This window comes from Alistipes sp. CAG:29, assembly GCF_000435435.1.
Classification (GTDB): Bacteria; Bacteroidota; Bacteroidia; order Bacteroidales; family Rikenellaceae; genus Alistipes; species Alistipes onderdonkii.
Genome location: NZ_FR893408.1, coordinates 1 through 24,732, shown reverse-complemented (window position 1 = coordinate 24,732; position 24,732 = coordinate 1). Strand labels below are relative to the sequence as shown.

23 protein-coding genes, 1 tRNA gene and 1 pseudogene are annotated in these 24,732 nt (G+C 48.0%); 8 read left to right on the top strand and 17 right to left on the bottom strand.

Features of this window, described 5'->3' with window-relative positions; all coding sequences use genetic code 11:
* The first annotated feature begins 432 nt into the window (after positions 1-432).
* A complete protein-coding gene (locus QVP03_RS02000; protein WP_018696345.1) occupies positions 433-1,284 on the top strand; it encodes a glycosyltransferase family 2 protein in 852 nt (283 codons plus the stop codon).
* Positions 1,285-1,365: 81 nt separating this feature from the next.
* Here the strand turns inward: QVP03_RS02000 and QVP03_RS01995 are convergent, their stop codons facing one another.
* The 5 genes from QVP03_RS01995 to QVP03_RS01975 form a co-directional block, all read right to left on the bottom strand.
* Positions 1,366-2,430: a CDP-glycerol glycerophosphotransferase family protein gene (locus QVP03_RS01995; protein ID WP_022331989.1), complete on the bottom strand. Its 1,065-nt coding sequence runs from the start codon at positions 2,428-2,430 to the stop codon at positions 1,366-1,368.
* Between the two features lie 30 nt (positions 2,431-2,460).
* Positions 2,461-3,474: a glycosyltransferase family 2 protein gene (locus QVP03_RS01990; RefSeq protein ID WP_022331988.1), complete on the bottom strand. Its 1,014-nt coding sequence runs from the start codon at positions 3,472-3,474 to the stop codon at positions 2,461-2,463.
* Between the two features lie 79 nt (positions 3,475-3,553).
* Entirely contained in the window at positions 3,554-4,135 is a 582-nt protein-coding gene (locus QVP03_RS01985) for a hypothetical protein (protein WP_022331987.1), read from the bottom strand.
* Between the two features lie 21 nt (positions 4,136-4,156).
* On the bottom strand, positions 4,157-4,573 hold the full coding sequence (locus QVP03_RS01980) for a glycosyltransferase family 2 protein (protein ID WP_022331986.1): 417 nt from the start codon (positions 4,571-4,573) through the stop codon (positions 4,157-4,159).
* Positions 4,574-6,127: an NAD(P)/FAD-dependent oxidoreductase gene (locus tag QVP03_RS01975; RefSeq protein ID WP_022331985.1), complete on the bottom strand. Its 1,554-nt coding sequence runs from the start codon at positions 6,125-6,127 to the stop codon at positions 4,574-4,576.
* A 98-nt stretch (positions 6,128-6,225) separates the two neighbouring features.
* Between QVP03_RS01975 and QVP03_RS01970 the strand changes: the two genes are divergently transcribed.
* From QVP03_RS01970 to istB, 4 genes are all read left to right on the top strand, one after another.
* Positions 6,226-6,308 (top strand) — tRNA-Leu (locus QVP03_RS01970).
* 533 nt (positions 6,309-6,841) lie between these two features.
* Positions 6,842-7,666 carry an IS21 family transposase gene (gene istA / locus QVP03_RS01965; RefSeq protein WP_286724035.1) on the top strand — a complete coding sequence of 275 codons (825 nt, stop codon included), beginning with the start codon at positions 6,842-6,844 and terminating at the stop codon, positions 7,664-7,666.
* 80 nt (positions 7,667-7,746) lie between these two features.
* Positions 7,747-8,349 carry a Mu transposase domain-containing protein gene (locus tag QVP03_RS01960; protein ID WP_022331983.1) on the top strand — a complete coding sequence of 201 codons (603 nt, stop codon included), beginning with the start codon at positions 7,747-7,749 and terminating at the stop codon, positions 8,347-8,349.
* A 21-nt stretch (positions 8,350-8,370) separates the two neighbouring features.
* Entirely contained in the window at positions 8,371-9,093 is a 723-nt protein-coding gene (istB, locus tag QVP03_RS01955; protein WP_022331982.1) for an IS21-like element helper ATPase IstB, read from the top strand.
* 531 nt (positions 9,094-9,624) lie between these two features.
* Here istB and QVP03_RS01950 read toward each other — a convergent pair.
* From QVP03_RS01950 to QVP03_RS01940, 3 genes are all read right to left on the bottom strand, one after another.
* Positions 9,625-9,915: a helix-turn-helix domain-containing protein gene (locus QVP03_RS01950; protein ID WP_286724030.1), complete on the bottom strand. Its 291-nt coding sequence runs from the start codon at positions 9,913-9,915 to the stop codon at positions 9,625-9,627.
* A 125-nt stretch (positions 9,916-10,040) separates the two neighbouring features.
* Positions 10,041-10,253 (bottom strand): tyrosine-type recombinase/integrase, encoded by a 213-nt coding sequence (locus QVP03_RS01945; RefSeq protein ID WP_288210602.1) that lies wholly within the window; start codon positions 10,251-10,253, stop codon positions 10,041-10,043.
* Between the two features lie 57 nt (positions 10,254-10,310).
* Positions 10,311-10,718, bottom strand: coding sequence for a hypothetical protein (locus QVP03_RS01940; RefSeq protein ID WP_288210601.1), 408 nt, complete (start codon positions 10,716-10,718; stop codon positions 10,311-10,313).
* Between the two features lie 117 nt (positions 10,719-10,835).
* On the opposite strand from QVP03_RS01940, the gene QVP03_RS01935 reads away from it, so the two are divergent.
* The gene (locus QVP03_RS01935; protein ID WP_286724025.1) at positions 10,836-11,126 is read left to right on the top strand and encodes a hypothetical protein; all 291 of its coding nucleotides are present in this window, start codon (positions 10,836-10,838) and stop codon (positions 11,124-11,126) included.
* Between the two features lie 59 nt (positions 11,127-11,185).
* Here the strand turns inward: QVP03_RS01935 and QVP03_RS01930 are convergent, their stop codons facing one another.
* From QVP03_RS01930 to rhuM, 9 genes and pseudogenes are all read right to left on the bottom strand, one after another.
* Entirely contained in the window at positions 11,186-11,668 is a 483-nt protein-coding gene (locus QVP03_RS01930; protein ID WP_288210600.1) for a hypothetical protein, read from the bottom strand.
* Between the two features lie 524 nt (positions 11,669-12,192).
* Positions 12,193-14,904 (bottom strand): DEAD/DEAH box helicase family protein, encoded by a 2,712-nt coding sequence (locus QVP03_RS01925; RefSeq protein WP_022331976.1) that lies wholly within the window; start codon positions 14,902-14,904, stop codon positions 12,193-12,195.
* A gap of 9 nt (positions 14,905-14,913) precedes the next feature.
* Positions 14,914-16,713, bottom strand: coding sequence for a site-specific DNA-methyltransferase (locus QVP03_RS01920; RefSeq protein WP_288210599.1), 1,800 nt, complete (start codon positions 16,711-16,713; stop codon positions 14,914-14,916).
* A gap of 122 nt (positions 16,714-16,835) precedes the next feature.
* Positions 16,836-17,126, bottom strand: coding sequence for a hypothetical protein (locus QVP03_RS01915; protein ID WP_288210598.1), 291 nt, complete (start codon positions 17,124-17,126; stop codon positions 16,836-16,838).
* 80 nt (positions 17,127-17,206) lie between these two features.
* Positions 17,207-17,527, bottom strand: coding sequence for a hypothetical protein (locus QVP03_RS01910; RefSeq protein ID WP_276656823.1), 321 nt, complete (start codon positions 17,525-17,527; stop codon positions 17,207-17,209).
* A gap of 25 nt (positions 17,528-17,552) precedes the next feature.
* A complete protein-coding gene (locus tag QVP03_RS01905) occupies positions 17,553-20,348 on the bottom strand; it encodes an SNF2-related protein (RefSeq protein WP_288210597.1) in 2,796 nt (931 codons plus the stop codon).
* A gap of 62 nt (positions 20,349-20,410) precedes the next feature.
* Positions 20,411-20,533: pseudogene (locus tag QVP03_RS01900) on the bottom strand (GIY-YIG nuclease family protein); the annotation flags it as partial.
* Positions 20,534-20,535: 2 nt separating this feature from the next.
* Positions 20,536-20,712, bottom strand: a complete 177-nt coding sequence (locus QVP03_RS01895) for a helix-turn-helix domain-containing protein (protein WP_286724171.1) — start codon at positions 20,710-20,712, stop codon at positions 20,536-20,538.
* A 456-nt stretch (positions 20,713-21,168) separates the two neighbouring features.
* Positions 21,169-22,152: a RhuM family protein gene (gene rhuM, locus QVP03_RS01890; RefSeq protein ID WP_286724169.1), complete on the bottom strand. Its 984-nt coding sequence runs from the start codon at positions 22,150-22,152 to the stop codon at positions 21,169-21,171.
* Between the two features lie 514 nt (positions 22,153-22,666).
* On the opposite strand from rhuM, the gene QVP03_RS01885 reads away from it, so the two are divergent.
* Positions 22,667-23,239, top strand: a complete 573-nt coding sequence (locus QVP03_RS01885) for a DNA-3-methyladenine glycosylase I (RefSeq protein WP_022331972.1) — start codon at positions 22,667-22,669, stop codon at positions 23,237-23,239.
* A gap of 232 nt (positions 23,240-23,471) precedes the next feature.
* The coding region (locus tag QVP03_RS01880) for a BACON domain-containing protein (RefSeq protein ID WP_288210596.1) at positions 23,472-24,732 on the top strand (1,261 nt) is incomplete at its 3' end.

Here is a 24,732-nt window from a genome sequence, read left to right as displayed (position 1 = left end):
ACTACTAACCTAAATGAACCTTAAAACTTCGCTGCAAAGATAAGGTGAAAAAACATGCCGCGCAAGTTTTTATTAAAAAAATTTTCGAATTTTTTGATATTTTTTAATAAATCACATGTATTCAGTCATCTAATAACATGTAAACATGCAAGATAGCCGGGTACCGCCGATCCCGGGTGATCGAAAATATTTTTTCATATTCTGCGCAGTATTCCCCTCCGGCGCACATTTATATAAAACGGAACACGATAAAAATGGAGTGCACATACCCTGAGCGGGGATAAATCACTACCTTTGTACGATGGACAAGAAGCTACGCGTTACCCTGAACGTGAGAATACAGCATCCCGGCAGCGGGATGCCGCGGCAGGAATTTTGCGGCCGGTTGCGTACGGCCGCAGCGACAACGACGTCTAAAACCCTAATTTACCAATGACGGTATCACTGATCATCTCCACCTACAACTGGCCGCGGGCCCTCTACCTGTGCCTGGACAGCGTAATGCAACAAACGGCCATGCCCACGGAAATCCTGATCGCCGACGACGGCTCGGGTATCAGCACCCGCGATGTCGTCCGCCATTTCGAGGCGGTGTCGCCCGTCCCCATCCGGCACATCTGGCACGAGGACAAGGGGTTCCGCCTTGCCATGATCCGCAACAAAGCCATCGCGGCGAGCCGCTGCGAATACATCATACAGATCGACGGCGACCTAATCCTGCAACGCAACTTCATCCAGGATCACATGATCTTCGCACAACGGGGCTGCTACGTCACCGGGTCGCGGGGCATCATCACCGAAATGCTCACCCGCAAGGTGCTCAGCGGGGAGATCACCTCGCTCACGCCGCTGATGCGGGGCGTACGCAACAGCAACAACGTCATCCGCATCCCGCTCATGGCATTCCTCTACCGGACGCTGGGCCCCACCCGCTTCGTCAAAGGCTGCAACATGGCCTTCTGGCGCAACGACCTGATCCGCGTCAACGGTTACGACGAATCGTTCTGCGGCTGGGGACGCGAAGATTCCGAACTGGCGATCCGCCTCGACAACAGCGGCGTGCGCCAGCGGTGCATGAAGTTTCGCGGCGTGGTCTTCCACCTCCACCACGGCAAATGCGAGCGTAACAGCCTCTCGGCCAACGAGGAACGTTACCAGCAAACCATCCGTGAACACCGCACCCGCTGCGAAACCGGGCTTGCACGCCACTTGGCAACAACGGAACAGACCCGCGTCCCCGAAACCGAGGTAAAAATCCCCGTTCCCGCCGGCACGGGCCATTGAGCCCGGGACAGAAACATCCGGCTCTGGAAACGGCATCCATAAACGTCAGTGCCGCCCCGGTCGGGGCGGCACTGACGTTTTCTATCGGCGGCGGAATTTTTCCAGCAGGGGATAATAATGCAACTGCCGACGCAGTTTCCATTTGCGCACCAGGTTCAGGGGCTTGCGTTTCAGCCCCGCATGCCCCCGCACGATATAATCGTCCACGGCATCGAGCACCCGCGCCGAACAGCGGCAGTCGCGGTGCGGTTCGTGGTGCATGGTGTAGCTGCGGATCTCCTCCATTAACCCCTCAGGCCGCGCCAGCGCACGCTCGATGGCCGGGCCGACGGCCTCCGGCGTATCGACGTCGATCAGATGGGGCCCCGGATGCGAATTGCGGAACGTCACGACCGGTTTGTCGAGGAACATGAATTCGAGGATGATCGACGAGCTGTCGCACAACATCACGTCGGCCTGCTGCAGAAGCGGCATCTTGTCGGAACCCTCATAGAATATGACATTCTCGTTCTCCTCCGCAATACGTTTATAGCCGGCTATGATCCCGGGGTCAGTCAGCTTGGGATGGAACGTGATGACCCAGTCCCACGGATGGGTTTTGGCCAGACGGTCGATCTCCGCCATCAGATGGGGCGCCGAACAGACATTGCGCGTGAAGGTCGGGGGGTAAAGAATCACCGGATGGTCATTCTGCGGTTTACGCTGCACTTCGGGCGAGAAATAGGTGTCGGCTTTGGGCCAGCCGGTCTCGTAGACCCGGAAGAAGCCGTATTTCTTTTCCAGTTCCTTGAAATAAGGCGTACTGCTCGGCCCCTGCGTACAATAAATGTCGAACCATCCGCGCACCGTGAAGTGGTCGTCGACGGCCTCGATCCGCTTTTGGATCGCATAGCCGTGGAAAAGCGCCACCTTCACGCCCGGGATAAAATCGGGGATGTAGTTGCCCGGTGCAAAAACCGCGACCGGGTTATAAGCGACCGCCTCCCGGATTGTCCCCAACCGCACCTCGCCCTCTTCGAGCACGACGGGACACCCCTCTTCGACAAACCAGGCCGCCTCGCCTCCGCGGCGGCGGATTTCATGTTCCAAAGGCCTCAGGATTGAATAGGCATAAGGCAAAGTAACGTACAACAGGTATCTTTTCATCGTTCCAGGTTTAGGTTACAATACTCGGATTCAGCGTGTCAGCCGCCGCTTCAGGCTCTTGCCCCAGCGCATCAGGGTCGAGACGGCGAGCACCCCGGGGCGCATCCACCGCCGCCTGTCCATCCGCAGCAGCAACCAGTCGCAACGGCTGAAAAACCCTTCCAGCTCGGCGCGGTAGCGTTCCGCCTCCGCATTGATCCCGCGGGCAAACTCCGTGTCGCCGGCCCATGGGTTATGGCTTTTGCGCAGGTAAACCAGGTACCAGCGCATTTTATTGAGCAGCAGGTAGAACTCCAGCCGGTCGCCAACAACATCCCTGTGCCTCACCAGCTCGGCCTGCACCGCCTCGCTGAATTTAACGCAGTAGCCGATATCGAGCGGCGAACGGTTGGCCGACCCGCCGCGCTGCACATATCCGTAACCCACATAATCGACGAACCGGACACGCGGCTGCTGACAGCCGATCTGGATGTTGAGCAGGCTGTCTTCCCCCAGCCGCAGCGGATAATGACGCAGTTCCTTTTCGAACAACGCCCGGCGATAGAGCCGTCCCCACACGGTCACGGAAATAGCGTGGTAGAGCGATGCAACAAGGAAATCCAGCCCCTGCATGTCCGACGTGCGCATTTCGCGCTTGGGCGCTTCGTAGGTCTTGCAAATACGTTTGTAATCGCAGCATACGATATCGTACCCGCCGTTTTCCCCGATGGCCGCCACCAGTTTCTCCAGCATGCGGGAATCCCAGACGTCGTCGCCGTCGAGAAAACAGATGTAGTCGCCCTTCGCATGCCTGATACCCGTCTCACGGGCCCTGGCAGCCCCCTGGTTTACAGTACTTATGACGACGATGCGCGCATCACGCTCCGCGTGGCGGAGCGCCACGGCCTGCGAACCATCCGTCGAACCGTCATCGACGACAATAGCCTCGAAATCCCCGTACGTTTGCCGTCCGACCGAATCGAGGCAGGTATCGAGATAGTTTTCCAGATTGTAAACCGGAATAATGACCGATACCACGGGCTTTGATTTTTCCCTTTCCTCCATCTATGCAATCCAATTTACCGCTTTCACGATCCGGCTGCCGGCTCCGTCGTAAAAATCCATGTTTCAGTATAATTTTCCTTTATCGTGCCAGACGCCGCCGCAAACTGGTACGCCAGCGCAATCCTGTCGTCAGCATGACGACGACCGGGCGCATGGCCCGGTAACGGTCGAGCTCCAGCAACAGCATCCGCGCCCGCGAATAGTACGCCCTCAGCTCGTCCCGGTACCGGCCGGCCGATTCGCGCAGGTCGCAGACAAACGCCTGGTTCCCGACCCACGGACTGCGGCTTTTGCAGACATAGACCGAATACCAGCGCACCTTATTCAGCAGCGCATAAAATTCGGCCTGCCCCCGAAGCGATTCGCCGTGCCGTTGTAACTCCCGTTCCACAATACTACAAAATAAGCAGCAGTAATCAAAATCGAAACTTCGGTGATTGGACGACGACGGCCGCTGTACGTAATCATATCCCACGTAATCGATGAAATGAACGCGGGGAAGGCGGCAGGCGATCTGGATGTTGATCATCGTATCCTGCCCCAGCCGCAACGGATGGTGGTTCAGTCCGTTATCGAAAAGTTCCCGCCGATAGAGTTTGCCCCAGAGGGTCACCCAGATCGAATGGCGAAGCGTCGCCTCGAGGAACTCGAGCCCTTCCATATCCTCCGTTCGGGATTCACGTTAGATCGCCTGGTAGGTCTTGCAGACCCGCTTGAAATTACAGCATACGATATCGTACCCGCCATTCTGCCCGATCGAGGCGGTCATCTCCTCCAACATGCGCGGTTCCCAAAAATCGTCGCCGTCGAGGAAAGCGATGTATTTTCCCTGCGCCCGGGCAATACCCGTCTCGCGGGCACGCGCAACGCCCCGGTTCGGGGTGCTCACCACGATGATCCGCGGATCGCGCTCCGCATAGCGACGCAGGAGCCCGGGCGTACCGTCCGTGGAACCGTCGTCCACGACGATGGCCTCGAAATTCCCGAGTGTCTGCGCCAGAACCGATTGCAGGCACGTATCGAGATACCCTTCCAGATTGTAAGCGGGGATGATTACAGAGACCTCGGGAGAGGGTAACTTGCTTTGAGATTCGTTCATTTATTTTATGTAGTTTGTTACTGCTTCTGCGATACGTTCGCCGTCCAGGGCGGCAGAGATGATGCCCCCGGCGTAACCGGCGCCTTCACCCGCGGGGAAGAGCCCCGCGGTTTGGGGATGCATGAGCGTCACGGGGTCGCGCGGAACCCGGACGGGCGACGAGGTGCGCGACTCGACGCCCACTACGACGGCTTCGTTCGTCACGAACCCCCGCATCCGCCGCCCGAAGGTGGCGATCCCCCGGCGCAGCCCCTCGCCGATAAACGGGGGCATCCACTCATCGAGCCGCGAAGGAATAATACCGGGGATATAGGAGGTTTTCGGCAAGGCCGCACTGGGGCGCCCCGCCACGAAATCGGCGACGCGCTGCGCCGGGGCGACCTGATGCTCGCCGCCGTGCTGCCGGGCCAGCTCTTCGAACTGCTGCTGGAACTTTAACCCGGCCAGCTCGCCCCATTCCGCACGCAGGTGCTCGAAATCCGCGGGCCGCACTTCGGTCACCATGCCCGAATTGGCATAGGGCGACGTGCGGCCGCTGGGCGACATGCCGTTGACCACCGACTGCGCGGCATCGGTCATGGCCGGAACGATGAACCCGCCGGGGCACATGCAAAACGAGTAGACCCCGCGGCCGGCCTCCTGGCTCACCAGCGAATAAGCCGCCGCCGGAAGGTATTCGCCCCGCGTCGGGCAGTGGTACTGGATCGAGTCGATCAACGCCTGCGGATGCTCGATACGCACGCCCATGGCAAAGGCCTTCGCCTCGACGCGCACGCCCCTGCGGTAAAGCAGCTCGTAAATATCGCGTGCCGAATGTCCCGTGGCCAAAACCACGGCCGCCCCTTCGACAAACGTGTCGCCGCACCGCACGCCCCGGATACGGCCGTTGCGGATTTCAAGATCCGTAACGCGGCTACCGAACACGAACTGGCCGCCCGAGCCAAGGATCGTCTGCCGGATATTCTGCATGATGCGCGGCAACTTGTCGGTTCCGATATGCGGATGGGCTTCATAGAGGATTTCGGGCGTGGCGCCATGGAACACCAGCGTCTGCAACGCCTTGTTATAATCACCGCGCTTCTTGCTGCGCGTGAAGAGTTTGCCGTCCGAGAAAGTCCCCGCACCGCCCTCGCCGAAAGCGTAGTTCGAATCGGGATCGACCGCCCCGTTGCGGTTGATCCGCGCAATGTCGACCTTGCGCGCTGAAACGTCGCGCCCCCGCTCCAGGATAACGGGCTTCAATCCCAGCTCGATCAGCCGCAGCGCCGCGAAAAGCCCTGCCGGGCCCGACCCCACGACTACGACCTCGGTATGTCCCGACACGTCGGGATAATCGAAATGCACGGGTGCGGGCTGCGGCTCCCGGTCGACATAGACCTCCAGCGTCAGGTTGACCTTCGGTTGCCGCTGCCGGGCGTCGATCGAGCGTTTGACGACCCTCACCAAGGCAATATCGTGCTCCGGCACACCCAGACGCTGCGCGGCAAGCGAAGTGTAATACTTCGCGTCGGCAGCCTGGCGGGGCGTTAAAACGAGTGCGACATTCTGCGGCATAAGCGGATAAATTGCCTACAAAAGTAAATAAAAAAGGCTTATAATCACCCGCTCCGGATTGTGAATTGTGAATTTTTATATACCTTTGCACATAGCGAGCGGATATGGTGTAATTGGTAGCCACGTCAGACTTAGGATCTGATGCCTTACCGGCGTGGGGGTTCGAGTCCCTTTATCCGCACAAAGGAGCCTTTTTCCGAGGCTCCTTTTTCGTTGCCCGTCCGGCGCAAAAAGAGGAAAACAGACTGTATATCATCATTTTGCAAAGGCTTCGGCCGATTCCCCGAATCGGAAGCGGAAAGCAGTTCGCGGCGAACTCGCGGGAGCACGAAAGGGAACGGCCCCGAAAAACGGGCCGTTCGGCGAAGTTTGCTCCCGAATACAGATGCACCGCGTTGTTTTTCTGCGTTTTACACCGTAATAATTCTCTCTTGCAGGCGTTTTGTTAACCCCAAAATTTCAACGTCATGAGACAAGATGGAAAACACGGTAAAATAGCCCCAGTAGCGACGGTTTAAAATGACCCGTTGAAAACGGATGAAATTGACCACTATAAAACGGTCGAAATTGACCCACCTAAAACGGAGCAAACAGACCCCTTCGGGGATTTGAGTAAAAAGTAGTTGTTCAAAGGCTTAAAAGGAGTCGGATTTTGTTAGCTTGAAGCAAAAGCAAACCAAAATCTGAGAGATCATGCCTAACATACCTTTGAAAATGAACAAATTACGAACGATTATTCGACTGTACACCGAACGCGTGGGCTTACGGGCTATCGCCGAGATGGCCCGTACTTCGCGTAACACGGTAAAAAAGTATGTCAACAAGTGGAACACTCAGAGCCTTACCTACGAGGAGTTCCTTGCCAAGAGCGATGCTGAGCTTTACGCCCTGTTCTGCATTGAAGAGGTTCCTGAGGAACCTAATCCCCGCACAGATGCCCTTGAGGCTTTCATGCCATCAGCGAGCAAAGAGATGTCCCGTAAGGGTATGACCAGCCATAAGCAATGGGAGCGTTACCGCGTGGCCCATCCTGACGGCTACAGTCTGACGCAGTTCCGGGTAGCCTTGCGGCGCTACGAACGCATCAGTAACCCGTCGATGCGTATGAAACATAAGGCTGGAGATAAGTTGTTCGTGGACTATACGGGCAGTAAACTGTGGATCTATCCGCCGGGCGGACAACCCCGGGAGGTGGAAGTGTTCGTGGCTATCCTCGGGTGCAGCCTGCTGACTTATGTGGAGGCAGTGGAGAGTCAACGCAAGGAAGATTTTATTACAGCCTGCGAGAACGCATTCTATTACTATGGCGGCGTTCCCCGTGCTATCGTTCCGGACAACCTTAAGAGTGCCGTTACCAAAGCAAGCCGTTATGAAGCTATCCTTAACACGGAGTTCGAACGGTTCGGAGAGCATTATGGGGTAACAGCTTATCCCACCCGGGCACGCAGTCCCAAGGATAAGGCCCATGTGGAGAATGCGGTTAAGTTGACGTATAAGGACATCTTTACGGTCATCGAGCCTCTCGGTCGCTTAACGTAGCTATCCGCGGAACTCTTGAAAAGCACAACAACAAGAACCTGGATCGCCGCAACTACTCGCGCCGCAGTTACTTCGAGGACGTGGAACAGGAAGCCCTCGGCCCTCTGAACCCGATCCGTTACCAGATGAAGAAGCATATCGTCACTACGGTCGACAAATATGGCTATGCACGCCTACACGAAGACATCCACTACTACAGCGTCCCGCACATCTACATAGGCAAGAAAGTGCAGTTGTCTTATACCGCTACCGACGTGGAGATCCGCTACAACTACGATATTATAGCCCATCATACCCGCGACCGACACAACTACCGCTATACCACCGTCACCGAACATCTTTGTCCCAAACACCGTGCAGTTATGGAGTGGTCTCCCGAGCGGTTCGTCGAGCAAGCCGCTGCCATACACGAGGATGTAGAGCATTATATCCGCAGGGTACTTGAAAAGACCCGTTATCAGGATCAGGCCAACAAGATGTGTTCAGGCATCCTGAACTTCGCGCGTAAAGCCGGGCCGGAACGTCTTGCGGCAGCCTGCCGTCTGGCCGACAGCTATGGTAAGTACAGTTTCAGGGAGATACAGGATATACTCCAGAACAAATCGGAAGCGATAGACCTTCCCGAAGAGCCAGCCGATATGCCCGAGCACGAGAACATCAGAGGTAAAGAGTATTACAAATAATCCACTAAAACCAATAAGTCAATGAACAATCAGACCTTAGAGAAACTGCGCCAGATGCGCCTGTTCGGTATGCACGACGCTTTTAAAACCTCGCTGGAGAACACCATTAAAGAGAAAATGACACAGAACCAGTTCGTCTCGCATCTGGGCCACAGCGAGTTCGACAACCGTAAGAACCGCGCCGTAGAGCGAGCCGTCAGGGCTGCCCAGTTCCGCTACAACGCTACGCTGGACGATGTCGACTACACCTTCGAACGGGGATTGGATCGTAATCAGGTCGAACGCCTTGCCGCCATGGAGTTCGTGCGCGACCACAAAGACCTAATCATTACCGGTCCAACCGGGACAGGTAAGAGTTATCTAGCCACCTCGCTCGGTTATAAGGCCTGCCAGGACGGCTTCCGGGTAATGTACGCAAGTACGGCAAAACTGATGAGCCAGCTCAAAATATCCAAGGCCAAAGGCACGATACTGGCCGACCTGAAACGTATCGAGCGAGTCGATATGCTGATCCTCGACGACTTCTGTATGCAGCCGCTCGACGCCCGGTCACGCGGCATACTGATGGACATTATCGAAGACCGCCATCAGCGGCGCTCGACAATGATCACATCGCAGATCCCCGTCAAGGACTGGTACGACGTGATCGGCGAGAAGACCATCGCCGATGCCGTGCTCGACCGAATCGTACACCATTCGCTGCGTGTCGAGTTGTTCGGAGAGTCGATAAGAAAAAAAATCTAAATCTGAAAATGCCTATGGATAGATGCCTGCGGTTGCAAAAACTACTCTCTTGTTCTTTTAAAGCGAATAGTTATCTTTGCAGTGTCGGTCGACACAATCCCGACCGTTTTATGGGCGAGAACTAAGTAGGGTTCTCGCAATAAACCGGGATAAAAGACCTACAGAAAAATGTTGTTTAACCCGGGCAAAATCACATCCTTTTAGACCCCAATCCGGACAACAACTTTTTACTCTTTTTGCTTCGCAACTTTAGGGGGGCATCTTCCTCCGTTTTTTAGGGGACAATTTTACCGTGTTTCCCAATAATGCGCTTACGTCGGTATTGCTCCAGTTTATTGCGGTCGAGCCCCAAAGCCTCACAAACTTTATCCGATGAGAGGAACATCGGACGGTCGCTTTGGCGGCACAGATGCTCGAAGAGCAAGGTAGATTGGAGCAGTACGAAATGTGTGCGGAGTAGGCTTTTAAAAGTGTCGGTCTCCACCAGATAGTAAGTTCTTTCAGAGGATTGAGAGGACATGATATTGGATATTAGATGTTACGGATAGCCTTTTTAAGCTGTTTGCGGCGCTGGTAATCCAACTCCGTACGCTCGATAAACTGCATGATCTCGGAGGAGGAGAACAGAAGGCGCCGCCCAAAGCGGAAGCCCGTAAGTTGTCCGCTCGTCCGATAGCGGCGCAGTTGGCGGTCGCTCATCTTCAGCAGGTCGCAGACTTCTGCGACTTCCAGAATCGGCATCCCGCAAAGCATGTTACGATGCCGTTTCATATAGGAAATATCCTCACGGATATCCTTGAGCATTTCGAACATTTCTTCCATACTTGTCATAAGCGGTTTGTTCTAAGTGTTGCTGCTGCAAAAATGGCACGAAGGTATGAGGTATTTATATCAGTAACCGCTTACTGATATGAGATTTATCGTAGTATGCTTAGGATCAGCAGGAGTCAGACGTCCGAAAATTTGCCCACCAGCTTTTCTTTGAGCATATCGACTTCCCGAGCGATCATCGGATGAGTGATTTTCGCATAGATTTGGGTCGTTGTGATATGCTTATGCCCCAACATCTTGGAAAGGGTCTCCATAAAAACTCCGTTTTGAAGGCAGATCGTGGTAGCATAGGTATGCCTCCTTGTGTGAAAGGAGAGCTGTTTGTCTATGCTGCATTCACGGGCAATATTTTTAAGACTGTCGTCGATGGAATCGAGGGACGGAATTTAAAAAAGAGAGCGATTGCCTGCCAGACCTCGATACTTATCCAGAATGAACAAAGGATAGGGCAACAGCGTGACGACATATTTCGTCTCGGTTTTCTGGCAGTTACCGCTGATCCACCAATCGCCGTTTGTATCCTGCTCCAGCTGATCATAGGTCAGCGCCGACATGTCAGCATAACAGATACCCGTAAAGCACGAGAAGAGGAACATGTCCCGATTAAAATCCTGGCTTTTGTAACGCAGGCGGGTTGTCATCATGCGATGCAGTTCTTCTTCGGTCAGGAAACTCCGGTCTGGATTCAGAACCGTATAGCTATATAATGCAAATGGATTACGTGGCATCCAGCCGTTGTTAAAGGCAATCCTGACGACATATTTCAGGCATTTTAGATACCCGCAAACCGTCATTAGTTTAAGGCCCCGATCGGATTTCAGATAGACGTGGAACTATTCGATAAAAGATTGTTCCAACTCGGACAAAGGCATATCGCTTACATGATACTCCTTTTGCATTAAAACACGCAAATGGTCGATAGTATTGCAGTATCGCTTCCAAACTCCATCACAACAGTCTATACCGATGCGCTTTTGATAATCGCTGGTAAATTTTTCAAACGCGTCCAACAGCATACGGTATTTATTTCCGAAGCCCAGATATGCATTCTTGACCTTCTCAGCCGAGACGAACGAATCCCGATCACTGATGGACTGATAATGCTGGTTGATCTGGGCACGGATTATTATCCAGATGGCGGTCAATGCGGTCGGCCTCAACGCTCTTGCCTTTACTCCTTTTTAGATAGAATAGAACTTTAAATTTGGTAAATTTCCAAATAACTTCAAAAAATATACTCAACACGGTTTCACTGTCACCTCTATTTCAAGTCTTTTTTATATTTCCAACCATATCCATATGCACTCTTCTGACGTCCAGCGAGAGCATTTTTCACATTATCGGCCCGTGTAACATTGAAATAGGAGATTATTTCATCGAATGAATGAAATTCTTTCGCAACATTACCATTATCATCTATTGCAACAATAATATTTACTTCCGCCGCATATTCATGAAGTACCTGTTCTGCAATATCGAAACCATTATCTTCTAAGAATGTCTGAAATTCCGTCTGAGTTTCTTCTTCTATATCAAATTTAACCAAATTAAGAGTTTCCTCTATTACAAAACCATCTCGCTCGTCATCAAGATCATTCTCGTCCAATTTCTCTATATTAAATGTGTTTGGAAAGCAAAATAAGTCTCGATTAAAACATCTTTTCTTAACGAAGTCTTTTTCTTCTTCGGTTAGAGGTAATTTGGTTTCCCATATTTTATCACATACGGAGTTATAAATAACCATTCTTTCATTTATAAATGCTTCGTAAAGTTCGCCTATTTTGGCTTTTATAATCTCTACTTCTTTTGTAAGGTAATGTGTATGTGAATGTCCCCAAGTCTGCTTATTATAGCCATACTGAGGATCATAAGCTTTGTAGGTATACTATAAGTTGTGTTTCGGCGTAATTCAACATATCGACAAGTCTCTCAATATCATTACTCTCATATTGTTGAACTATCTCAAATTTACACTTTTTAAAAGTCGAATACGCTCTCCAGAATCCGCCATTTGTCGGATCAGTCACGGGACTGATATGTTCCCTATGCCTTATTTGAGGATCTCGTCTAGTCTGTCCAATATATACCTTCCCATCCGGAAAAGTGTACTTATGAAATGTATCCATTCATTATTGTAGCACAGTTCGGATAATATTTAATTAATAAATTAAAAATATATCTGCATTATAAAGCCGAATTCAATAACTCGCTCGTCAGAATAGGCCACATCATTTTGAGCAATTCACATCGAACAGGCGAGAAATACACCTAACTTAATGCCATCAAATATTCAAAGCTACTTGAGCGTTCCACAACATCATGCCTTAGCAAATGATACCGCCAAGGTTTACCCCCATTTTTCAAGGTATACTCCGTTGCATTCTTGCAATATTCCTCGGCAGCTTTCTTTTTTGCCTGCACATCTTCATCGGAAATATCTTTAAGGGCTTTTGTTTCTATCATGTAAATACATTCCGATGTTTCGACTATGAAATCCGGTTCATAGCGTTTGGCTCCATTTGCCCAATATATGTTGAATTGGTTAGGTGCTGGTCGCAACCACCTCAATACATCATTATCCGACTCCAGCACATTCGCAAAATCGAGCTCGGTTTTGCTGTCGAACTTACACTCCGTATAATACGATTTCAAGAAACCGGTAAATATGAATTTACGCACAAAGCTTGGTTTTACAGAATCTCTGAAATCAATTCGTCCAAATCCGTCTAATTCTGTCAAATGCTGATCGACTATTCCAGAAAAAGGCAATACATTCGGTTTCAGGTATCCCAACGGCGTTATCACAAAATGCCTCTGCATCTGGTCAAAAATAGAGTTGGCGATTGCAACTTTAAATTGATTTACAACTTTTGCTAAATCAGTCTCGTTATCAACATTCTTCTCTATGGCTTCGACAGCCTGTCCGGCCAAATGATAGAGGAGTTCTGAGTTTTCGTCATAGTCGATTTCTTCGTGATCGATCAACGCATTCACAATCTGATTAACAGGAGTATCAAATTTCCTTCCTGTTATCACTTGCAACACTTCCATCGATTTCTCTCCAGCACCTACACTTATTCGAATAATCTCATCTTTCAGTGCAGGCAGATCAAATCCCATTCGCGTATCAAGATCAAACCACTTGAATTCAGCTTTATATGCCTCCTTTTGAATGGTCATACGTGGAATTTCTATAATATTGTCTATAAATTTCTTTACAACAACCTCCACAACTGAATCCACTTCTGCAAGCAACGGTTTTGCCTCTTCATCAGCAAAAAGCGGATTAGTCTCCTTCGCCTTTTTAATTATCTCATTCCGCGTAAGGACCTTAATCGCATCTATTACCTTCGGGTTGGACAACTCCTTAGCTGAGCGCACCGAACTGTTCATCTTGGGAATCACCGTCCAAACAGCTCGTTGAGCATCCATTACAGCCTTTGCATTCTTTTTCTCGACCTCCGTCTTTGCCTCTTCGATGGTTTTCTTCTCCTGGAAATCAATTATGGTAGCAGCCGTAACCACTTTACCGGGCTCGGGAGTTAAATCCTCATCATCAAGTTCAACGTAAGAGACCTTACTCAATACCGAGTTCGGATCATTAGCTTTGGCGATAACGGCTTCAAAATTTTCATGCGCAATCACCGTCAATTTATCAATATCGGCATATCCCGTACGTTTCCCACCATATGGCAAGCGTAGACCTCGACCTATCTGCTGTTCAACCAATATAGGCGCATCGGCCGCTCGTAAAGGCACAATGGTATACAGATTGGTTACATCCCAACCCTCTTTAAGCATATTTACATGAATAACGATCTCTATCTTATTGTCCGGCTTCTCCAGCGAAACAAATAGCTTATCTATCTCCTCATCTTTCTTGGTCGAGCTGTCTATTTGAAGCACTTTACCTGCATACCTCCCGTCAAACATTTCGTTCTGTATTCTATTGAATGTTTCGGTGGCATGTTGAATACTTTTGCAAACGATCAAAATAAAGGGTTTTACCAGAGGCTGATTATTATTTTTGGCATACATCTCCAAATGCAGTTTCGTATGTTCATGGACACTCACTGCATCTTCGATTTTAAGTATATCCAACTCCTCATCGGTCATATTGCCCCGGCTGAAATTCCTTCGCTTGGCAATGGTCGGTATCTTCACATATTTCCCATCGGCCAACGCTTGAGCCAGATTATATTCATAGACAATATTCTTAAACGATTTTCCTTTTTCATCGGTAGGCGTAGCCGTCATTTCGAGACCCAATATAGGACGCAATTCATTGATGGCTTTCTTCGAAGCATCGGCATGATACCGGTGCGCTTCATCCATAAGGATAACCAAGTCATCCAACGAAAAGAGGTAATCGAAATATGACTGCCCCAAATATTCCGATAGGCGGCGCATCTTGGGAGCTCCCTTTTTCCCACCTTCTTTACTCTCGGTATTAAACTTCGATATATTGAAGATGCTTATTTGTATCTGATTATCTGAAAACAGGTTACGGGCCTTGTTGTAATTATCTCCGGTTATAATTAAAGGCTCGTTATGCACAAACTCCGATATCCCCTTAAATACATATTTTTCATATGAAGGGTCGCCAAAATCACGCATCAACTTCTCGTAAAGCGTGAGATTTGGAGCCAAAATGAAGAAATGCCTGATGCCTTTTGCCAGATAGAGATAGGCAATACAAGCACCCATCAGCCGGGTCTTTCCGATACCGGTTGCTATCGAGAATGCAAACGATGGAAAATCGCGTTCAAAATCCTTGCAGTATGGGCAGACTTCCTTTACACGTTGTAATTGCTCTTTTAGATAGACCTCATAAGCTACCGCTTCGGCCTCCTTATCCGATTGTCGTTCGGGTTTCGACAAAGAAAGTTTGTCTACAAGGCGAGTTAGCACATCGAGTGCTTCGGCCAGCGGTTCCCGAAGCGACAGGCGTTGTTTTATCGTGTTTGCAATAGTATTCATACCGATAGATTAAAATAGTTCCTGTTGTCCCTCAATCGTTTCTTTGGCCACCTCGCTATCTGTAGCGTATTCGAACTCGTCCTCCATCGGCCACTCTTCCTCGTCGTTGACGTGGGGTAGGTCGATGATGTTGAGCGAATAGTCGTCGTGGGCAAATTCGCAGCGCCCCAGCAGCATCTGCGGAATCTTCTTTATAGAAATGTTAGAAAATGCCTGCTTGCACTCCTTTTGGAACGACGTACAACATATCAATAAGCTCTCGCCTTCAGTCATTGTCTCACGTATGGCAGCAAGTCCCTCCACCGTCATGAACTGCGTCGTAGTGTAGATGAAGTCGCTCTCGGACGAGTAGCCCTGCTTCCAATAGACATCCGCCGAAGGAGCATAGGTGAATCCCTCCTGCTTGGCCATTGCCGCCGCCAGCATATCGGCCTTGTACTCCTTGTTGATGACGAGATTTCCGAACTTGTCCTCTTTGAGCAGGCTCGGTGCCAGTTCATAGAATTTGAAGCCGTTTCCGCCCTTCCAGTTCTGCGCTTTGGAGATTCCTCCCTGATCGGTTCCGTCGGTCACCATCTTCAGACGGGGAACGCAGTGCGTATAGGCATGCTGCCCCAACTCGACCCCGATATAGCGACGCCCCATCTTCTGCGCCACGGCGGCCGTGGTTCCCGACCCGAGGAAACTGTCCAGCACCAGGTCGCCTTCTTCAGTTACTAAACTAATACATCTTTGAATAAGTTTCTCTGGCTTTTTCCCTTTTTTAAAAGTTACGTTTCCTTCTTTTGCAATACCTTCCCACGCAATATCTGTCCATATATCTGTTAATGGCATAGATGCGCAAATTTCTCCATTTATCTTACATATATTTTTATTGTAAAAAGCTAATTGCTGTCCATTTATTATATACACATCATCCTTATCTTCTCGTTTAAGTTTGAAGATTTTATCTCTATGGATTAGCGATTCAGCTTTTATATCTAATATTTTCTGACCTGCTCCAGAATCACTGATAGCTGTATATCTACAAATTCTATGAGCATTTCTTATGATAAATTCATTATATTTTTTTATTAGACTTTCTGGATTTAGGCTTCTTGTTTTTTGTGTTTCGCTGAATACCTGAGCAACAGGTTTAAATATCCAGTCTTCATAAGATGCATCTATATTGGTAATATATTTATTATATGCATAATCAGGATTTCGTTTAGCTCTCAATTGATTTTCTCGAAGCCTTTTTCTATCCTTTACATAATATAAAATATATTCGGAGGCCACAAACATCCCAGGATTGACTGTACTAAACGCAGAAGGGGAACGAGCATCAATGGTTATTCTGTTCATGAAGTTTTCCCGATGAAAAATTTCATCAAGAATTACTTTACAATAGTCAGCCTCATTATCATCAAGATGTACAAAGATCGCCCCGTCATCTCTCAATAGATTGTAAAGAATAGCAAATCTTTCATACATCATATTTAGCCAAATCGAGTGTTCAATTCCGTCATCGTATCCTATTTCCTGCCCATCTGCATTAATTCTTGCTCCTGTATTAAAGGGCGGATCGATATAGATACATTTGACGGCACCCGTATAGTTCTGTTCAAGGGCTTTGAGGGCAAGCAGGTTGTCGCCATGGATGAGCATATTGCCGTTCCACGATTTGCCATTGGGCAGGGTGCCCGTCTCGACCGTACCATACGAATAGTCGGGATTCTCAATGAGAATTCGCGGTTCAATCAGCTCGCGCGAATCATCCTTTCCAATCCACGTCAGTTCCAGTTTCTGCAATTTCTTATCTTGTGCCATTGTTATCGGTTAATATTTTGTTAATTCTTTTTTTCTCTTGTTCAATATATTGTAATGATGAGTCTCTCATTTATATATCATCTGCTATAGCTGACCTATCAATGGCGATTAAAACTAATTGCTTAGATAGCTTGATTAGCAAGACAAGGTGTTACGATTTTACACTCTACTTGATTTTTTATTTGAGGCGAAAGTTTAGCTAAAATCAAGCCTTCTTGAATCATTTCATAATTGTTATTCAAGAAAATCGCTACGACTTGTATATCTTGGATCATTAACATATATTCCTTATATGCTTTATACTTTTGCTTGTTTAAATAACGAACATTCTTGTTATGTCTTATAGGCAATAAGAAATCTAAAAAAGTATTGGTTCGATCCAAACTATCAATTGCGTTTTTGATTTTAGACACTATATCATCTTCTTGAAATATGAACACATTGCAAATCTCTCGTATATTATTTGAATCGATATTATTTACACAAGCGGATCTTACCTTGCAACCACTGTCTCTCCTGTTCGTAGTTCAATATTTTGAGCTGAAGCTGTCATTTTTTCATTAACGGCTTGATTATCGCGACGAGTTTTTTCGTTATCTTCGTGATTGTGTTGCAGTTGCTTGTATAGTACATACAATGTTATCAAACTGGCGATTACTAAACCAATATAACTTCCATAAAACGACAGCCAATCTGAACTGCCTCCGACAATCGGCGAGAAGGCGGGTATAAAGATAATAAAATTCAGCAAAACGGGAGCACCCAATCTGATTAAGATTGCCCACCAATATTCTTTGAGGAACGCCTTGAACAAGGCCCACTTTTTTTGAGGTTCGCTCTCATATGATTCTCCATTTAATGGTAAACAGTTCAGTTTGCTGGACCTTCTGTTGCAGCATCTTTTCAATACGGCTTAAAAGTAGCTCTTTTTTTTCATCGATTTCATCTTGAGCATTAAAAAGATTCTGTCGCTTCTCGATACGCTTACGTTCCATCTCCTTGATGGCTCTTTGAGCTTTTACCTTCTCTTCCAGTCGGCCGATCTTTTTGGCTTCCGATTTCCGAAGGCGTATCTCCTGATCCAAATCCGAGATTTCGCGCTCCAAAGCGAGCTTCATATCGCCGGCCCAGTTATCCAGTTTCTCCATCTCTTCATCGAAAAAGCGGTTGTTTCTGTCTGAGGAAGAAGAAAGAATATCATGGTTCAGCTCTTCAACCTTATCGCACAAACAATCGGCAGTTGTAATGTCTACTCCGGTTTGTGACAGCAGACATGCCGGAAGCAGGAGCATCCGTTCGGCAATTTCGGGATAGACCCAATCGCCGCTATCGGTAAGGCAGGCAATAACCAGATGATCCTCCGGCTCAAAAGAATCGATGGATATCTTCTCTACCCGCATGGTACCGCTTTGGCCTACGAGGTCGTCAAGCAGCTTGGTTCGCCCTGCCGTGTGCGTATAATCAAACTCGATATATGCCGGCGTGTGAAGTGGCTCCCGATACTTGGCCAAAATGTCCTTGGCCAAAGGACTGCTTATACGATAAGGTCGCACTTGCTCGTCTTCACACTCTTTCGACAAAGTATAGATCGACCCGTCGATATGAAGCGTGAAGGCATAGCGATCTTCATCGAATGTGGCCTCTCCCTCCAACGCATGCCGCGTTAGAAGCCAAAGACGTTTTTCAAACAGGTCGAGATTTTTCCGACTTTGAGCCAGATTGTCTCTCAACTTCTCCTTGACCGATTCATCGAAATTTTCCAATAAAGCCGAGCGGGCTTTTATCATCTTCTCGGATATTTGCTCCTGCAATTCTGACTGCAACCTGTCAAATGCAGCCTCTATCTCATCAGTCGTTCGACATTCGTCGTATATTTGTGCTATGCGTTTTTCAAAATCGACACCATTGCCTATGCTGCCCAAAATCTCATCACTGGCACCAAACACACCATTGAAGAGCTGGAACTTCTGATCCAACAGTTCATACACACGTATATCGGCCGCATTACTTTTATTGAGGAAGTTCACAACTACGACATCGAATTTCTGTCCATATCGGTGGCATCGACCTATTCGCTGTTCGATCCGCTGTGGATTCCATGGCATATCATAGTTCACTATCAAAGAGCAGAATTGCAAATTGATACCCTCGGCGGCAGCTTCGGTAGCAATCATGATAGTGGCTTCATCCTTAAAATAATCAACGATAGCCGCCCGCCTGTCGGCCGTAAGGGATCCCGTAACCTTGGGCGTGCCTTTATGCTTCTTCAGCCATGCCTGATAGATAGCCGTCGATTCTTTATCGGTATTAGTCCCGTTAAATCGAACAACCTTACCCTTATATCCCCTCTTTTCGAGATGTCCATAAAGAAACTCTTGCGTACGTTTTGACTCCGTAAAGATAAGTGCCTTGGAGGCAGCACCTAAATGCCTTAACTGCTCAAAACCTTTATCCAACGCGACAAACAGATGTTCAGCCTTACTATTCTTTTTAATTTTCTCGGCCATATCTCTAAATTGCTCCAGCTCGGATATTTCTTTCTTTATGCCTTCAATATCGGCCGGAGGCAACTCCTCGATATCTTCTTCAATCTCTTCATTATCCACCCACTCATCGTTGTCTTCTTCGTATTCTTCAATGACGAGATTCTTGAGTAACACATTATCGTTTTTTGCGATAATATCCTGCAACCGATTGATAAGAGAGCAGAATGTTCCATATATGGCATATGTTGAAGATGCAAGCAGTTTCCTTAATATCAAAGTCATAAGCTGACGCTGACTATTAGGTAAAGCATACAGTTTCGGTTTATTCAAATAATCAGTCACCATATCGTAGAGACGTTGTTCGTTCTCTGTCGGGAAGAATTCCTCTACTATGGCAATCCGTTTGGTATACTTGATATATTCCAAAACCTGTCGTCTGAGGGTGCGCTTGCAAACGGGTTGTAGTCGACGTCTCAATTCCATGAACTCTTCATCGGTCAAACTATGACCAAATTGGCTCTTGAAACTTTTTATATCCCCAAACACATAATCGTCGATAATAGAAACCAAACCATATAATTCCAGAATAGAGTTTTGCAATGGAGTTGCCGTCATCAATATCTTCTTTCTGGATTCTATAGCCTCTTTAATGGTATTGGCAATCCGGTTTTGCGGTTTATATACATTACGCAGCCTGTGCGCCTCGTCTATAATTACCAGATCCCAGTTCGTACTCTTTATATAAGCGGCTTTGGACTTTGCAAATTGCAAGGAAGAAATAACTATATTCTCCGTATCAAACGGATTAAAAGCGCCATTTTCTATGGAGGCATTAAAGGACTTTGTCTCCATAATCACAGATGGCAGGTAGAATTTCTCCAACAGCTCACTCGACCATTGTTTTCGCAAGTTAGCCGGACATATAACCAGCAATCGCCTTTTATGCTCGGACCAATGTTGTGATAAGATAATACCGGCCTCAATAGTCTTTCCCAAACCAACCTCGTCGGCAAGTATAGCCCCTTTGGATAAAGGCGACTTAAATGCAAACAAAGCCGCCTCAACCTGATGCGGAGTGAGATCCACCTGCGCATCTTGCAAAGAGGCAGTAAGCTTGTTTATATCGTTTGCCGGCAATCTTCGGGTCAAGAAACCTGCTATATATACGGCCTGATAATCTGTTATATTACAGCACATTCCGACTTACTGAAAGCTATATTGCCCAGCTCCTTAGACCTAACATCTACCGGTCTGGAGCTTTTCCCAATTTTTATCCAGTCCTCCTTAAAGTTAGGATTGGTCAATATATAAACATAACCATCACTCGTTCCCATAATTATTCAGTCCTTAATAAATCATCTACTTTTACCTCAAGACATTTAGCTATCTGAATAAGCATTTCCACATTAGGTTGTGTAGTATTGCCCCCCTTAGACACAATAGCAGAATCTTTTCCTAATTGCTCAGAAAGCCATTTGTTGGTTCTACTTTTTTCGGCAAGAATAACTTTGATTCGATTTAAAAACTATACACTCCATAAGATCAATTATTCTCATCTACAAATATAGCAAAAGCTCTTGAATGAAAAAAACTTATATCTCTACCGGTCAAAATATTGATAATACAAACATTTTCCCCAATTATATACTTTAATGTACCAAACTTAATTTTAACGAAATTGGATTCTACCTTTTGTACATAATTTAGGGTGATACTCTATTTTTTAATTCTTTGATACTTAGCATCAAATATCGTAGCGGGAAATAGTTTGGATAATATATCTTATTACCCTGCTAATTTCCGCCACGAGGGGTAACAAAAAGAAACCACCTCGCAAAAAATGCGAGGTGGTTTCTTCTGAAATAGCAATAAAATTCTATGGTATAGCTACAATGGCATTGATAACTTGCGTTATTGGATCTCCGTACTCGAAATCAGCAAACAAAAGTCCGACACATTCATAAATGCTTTAATTGTTTTTATTGATCAGGTTCACCACAACCTTCGTCATCACATCCTTTTCTTCTGTACGGCTTTCGGCAATCATCAGCGTCAGGGCAACCAGTGTATTGTTATCCAGAAGGCGAGAGCCATCAGCGCGATAAAGAATCCGATTATTCTCCAAAAACCACAGGAACAAGAAAGCGGCGATGCGTTTATTTCCGTCGCTGAACGAGTGGTTCTTGACCGTCAGATAGAGCAGATTAGCCGCCTTTTCCTCGACGCTCGGATAGAGATCCCGCCCGCCGAAGGTCTGGTAAATCGCGCCCATCGTGCTTTTGAACGATTCGTCCTTCTCATGGGCGAACAGCTCGCTGCCACCGAATTTGTTGCGCAATACCTGTAACGTCTCCATCGCATTTTCATAGGTCGCATGAAACGGCTCCTCGGTCGTAGTAGCCGACACTTCCAACTGCTGATAATCGTAGCGGTCAAGCGTATCGAGACCGTAAGTATAGTCCGTAATCACGCGCAGCAACCCGACCGCCTCGGATTTCGTGACGGCCTTTGCCGACAGCACATTTGAGAGCAGACGGACAGTCTGTTTCAGTTCCTCCAACTGCTCGATCTTCGCTTGGCTATTGATAGCATAACCTTTTATAAGGTACTCCTTCAGCACCTTGTTCGCCCAGATACGGAACTGCGTACCGCGTTGCGATTTGACACGGTAGCCAACAGAGATAATCACGTCGAGATTATAAGCCGTAATTTTACGCTTCACGGAGCGATGTCCCTCCTGTTGAACTATCAAGTATTCCTTGACAGTTGCCTCACGTTCGAGTTCGCCTTCTTTGAACAAATTGTTTATATGAAGACTGACATTCTGTTTGGTCGAGTTAAACAATTCGACCATCTGCGCCTGCGTCAGCCACACGCTGTCGTTCTCCATGCGGACGTCTATACAGGTCTCGCCGTCGGCTGTCTGGTATATGATAATTTCTCCTCTGTCCATATCAACAAATATAGGAAAATCCGCCCGCATCTCCAAAAGTCTTCGCATTTGGATTTTTCGCCGAAAATCGCTATATTTGCATTGTCATACAAGGAGATACGGCGGTGACGCAAGCAATCCGGGCAGATGGGCGCAAGACCATGCAAAAAGACGGTAGGCGACGCGGGAATCGGAACCGAAAAAGCGTCGCAAATCGCTGATATACATTAGGCTTACAAATGTGCCGGAGCACCTTTATCCGCACATTGAAGTCTCCTTTCGGAGACTTTTTTGTGGACACAATGTTACAAATAAGCACATTTTAAGCTGATTGTCAGTATATTATACTCGAAAGCACAATTCTCTGCCAAAGCAAAAGTGGTTCCGATAAAAGCACGTTCCGCACCTACCGATTCGGATTCTTTCATCGCAACGTTTATTATATTGACAAATTGTAGCGGGCCGAAGCGGGCTTAAAATTTGGCACGAAGCTGGAAATCAGCTATCTTTACTCCATATTACAAACATGATGACTATGCAGGACATGATAAACGGACGGTGCGGCTGGTGCGGAACCGACGAGCTGTATGTGAAATACCATGACCAGGAGTGGGGGAAATTGGTGACCGACGACAAGACGCTGTTCGAATTTCTTGTCCTGGAGAGTGCCCAGGCCGGGTTGAGCTGGATAACGATACTCAGAAAGCGTGAGGGGTATCGCAAGGCCTTTTGCAACTTCGACGCCGTGCAGGTGGCACAAATGACCGATAGCGATGTCGAACGGCTGATGCGGTTCGACGGCATTGTAAGGAACCGGTTGAAAATCAAATCCACAATCACAAACGCAAGGCTATTCCTTGCCATACAGGAAGAGTTCGGTAGTTTCTACAACTACACCTTGTCGTTCTTTCCCGACCGGAAGCCGATTACCAACACCTTTGGGTCGTTGAGCGAGATTCCGGCATCATCGCCCCAATCCGATGCCATGAGCAAAGACATGAAAAAACGGGGATTCAAATTCTTCGGCAGCACGATTTGTTACGCCCACCTGCAGGCGGCAGGATTTATCGACGATCACCTGACGGACTGCATTTGCCGAAAGAGATAAATAACGCATAGACTGACATTCAGGCTGCTGAAAAGACAAGCAGGTATTCCGTTATCCGCACATCGAAGTCGCCTCCTTGGGAGATTTTTTTCGGGCGGCAGGCCGGACAAATGCGAATCGCAAGCCGATCTGGCCCCAGAAGCCTTCCATCCCCGTATTGGGCGGAAATTGCAGATTTATTTTGCAAATGCGTGTTTATTTCATACCTTTAAATCGAAATCCGAGGGGGGGGGTGAAACTGAAACCAACCCTTATGACCGATGCGGGCAACACCGCGCAGGGACACGCATATTTTCAATCTGCCTCTTCCCCCAATCGTTTAACTAAAACACTTTTTAGGATGAAACATTGGGGTCTTTTCTTTTTGGCGCTCTGCTGCGCAGCCTGTCACAACGATGAACCGGAGCAGAAGTATTACATCACCCTCGATGAAGATGAAATCAGGGCAGATTATTCCGGGATTCAGCAACGTATAGCAGTTTCGGCCAACTGCGACTGGAGTATCCGAAATATTCCGCAATGGTGCATTATCGAAAAGGCCGTTGCGGATAACGCTGAGTATCTGGATATAGAGGTGTTGCCGAACGACACGGAAAATCCGCGCGAGGCAACAATAACGCTTGCCTGCCTGCATGACAGGTACAAACAGACAACCGCCGACCTGTTCGTTTCCCAAGCCGGGCAAAAAAAGCCGGAATACGACCCTTTGCAGTGGCATACGTTCGCAGTTAATAAATTCAACGATAACAAATACGACCTCCTGCCGGACAATGTCACGCGCAAATATCGGCTTTCGGCCGAACAGTCATTTGTAAACCCGGCGTTCAGGACGCAGGTTTATCCGGGACATTTGATTAACTGCCATACTGACAACCGGACATTGACGGTCTACGACCAATATACTTACAACCCGATTAACATAAGCGCCTATGTCAACAGGACGCTTTATGAAAAAGAAATGCTGCCCTCGTTCGACGGTATGAATGAAATGGTGCAGCAAATAACCTCCGAATTACCAGCTCAAAGTCAGCAATTCAACTATATCGGCCCTTTGCAATACCACTCACACAGGCATCTGCACCTGCTGGGGGTAGGCAACCTGGGCCTCAACCTCGATGAACTGCTAAGCGGGAAACCCTACACCGAAAAAGAAATGGGGAAACGGACGGGGTTTTTCTATAACTATTCCCGGGAAATGTTTACTATTATGATGGACTATCCTGATAAATTAATCCGAGAAACAATCAGCGAGGAACAACTGCCCGATATGTCCTATATTACCCACCTGACCTTTGGCCGAATGTCTTTGCTTTTCGTTGAGACAGACCTGGAATATACGAAGGCAATAAGCGTTGTTGATAAAATTATCAAAAAGGAAGAGTTGAGTGCGGATGACATTCAGGTTAAAGCCGATCTTCTCGTCTATTATGTCTATTTCGACAAAGGCAACAACCCGCAAACGGTTACGGGCGGCAGCGAACTGATCGGAAGAT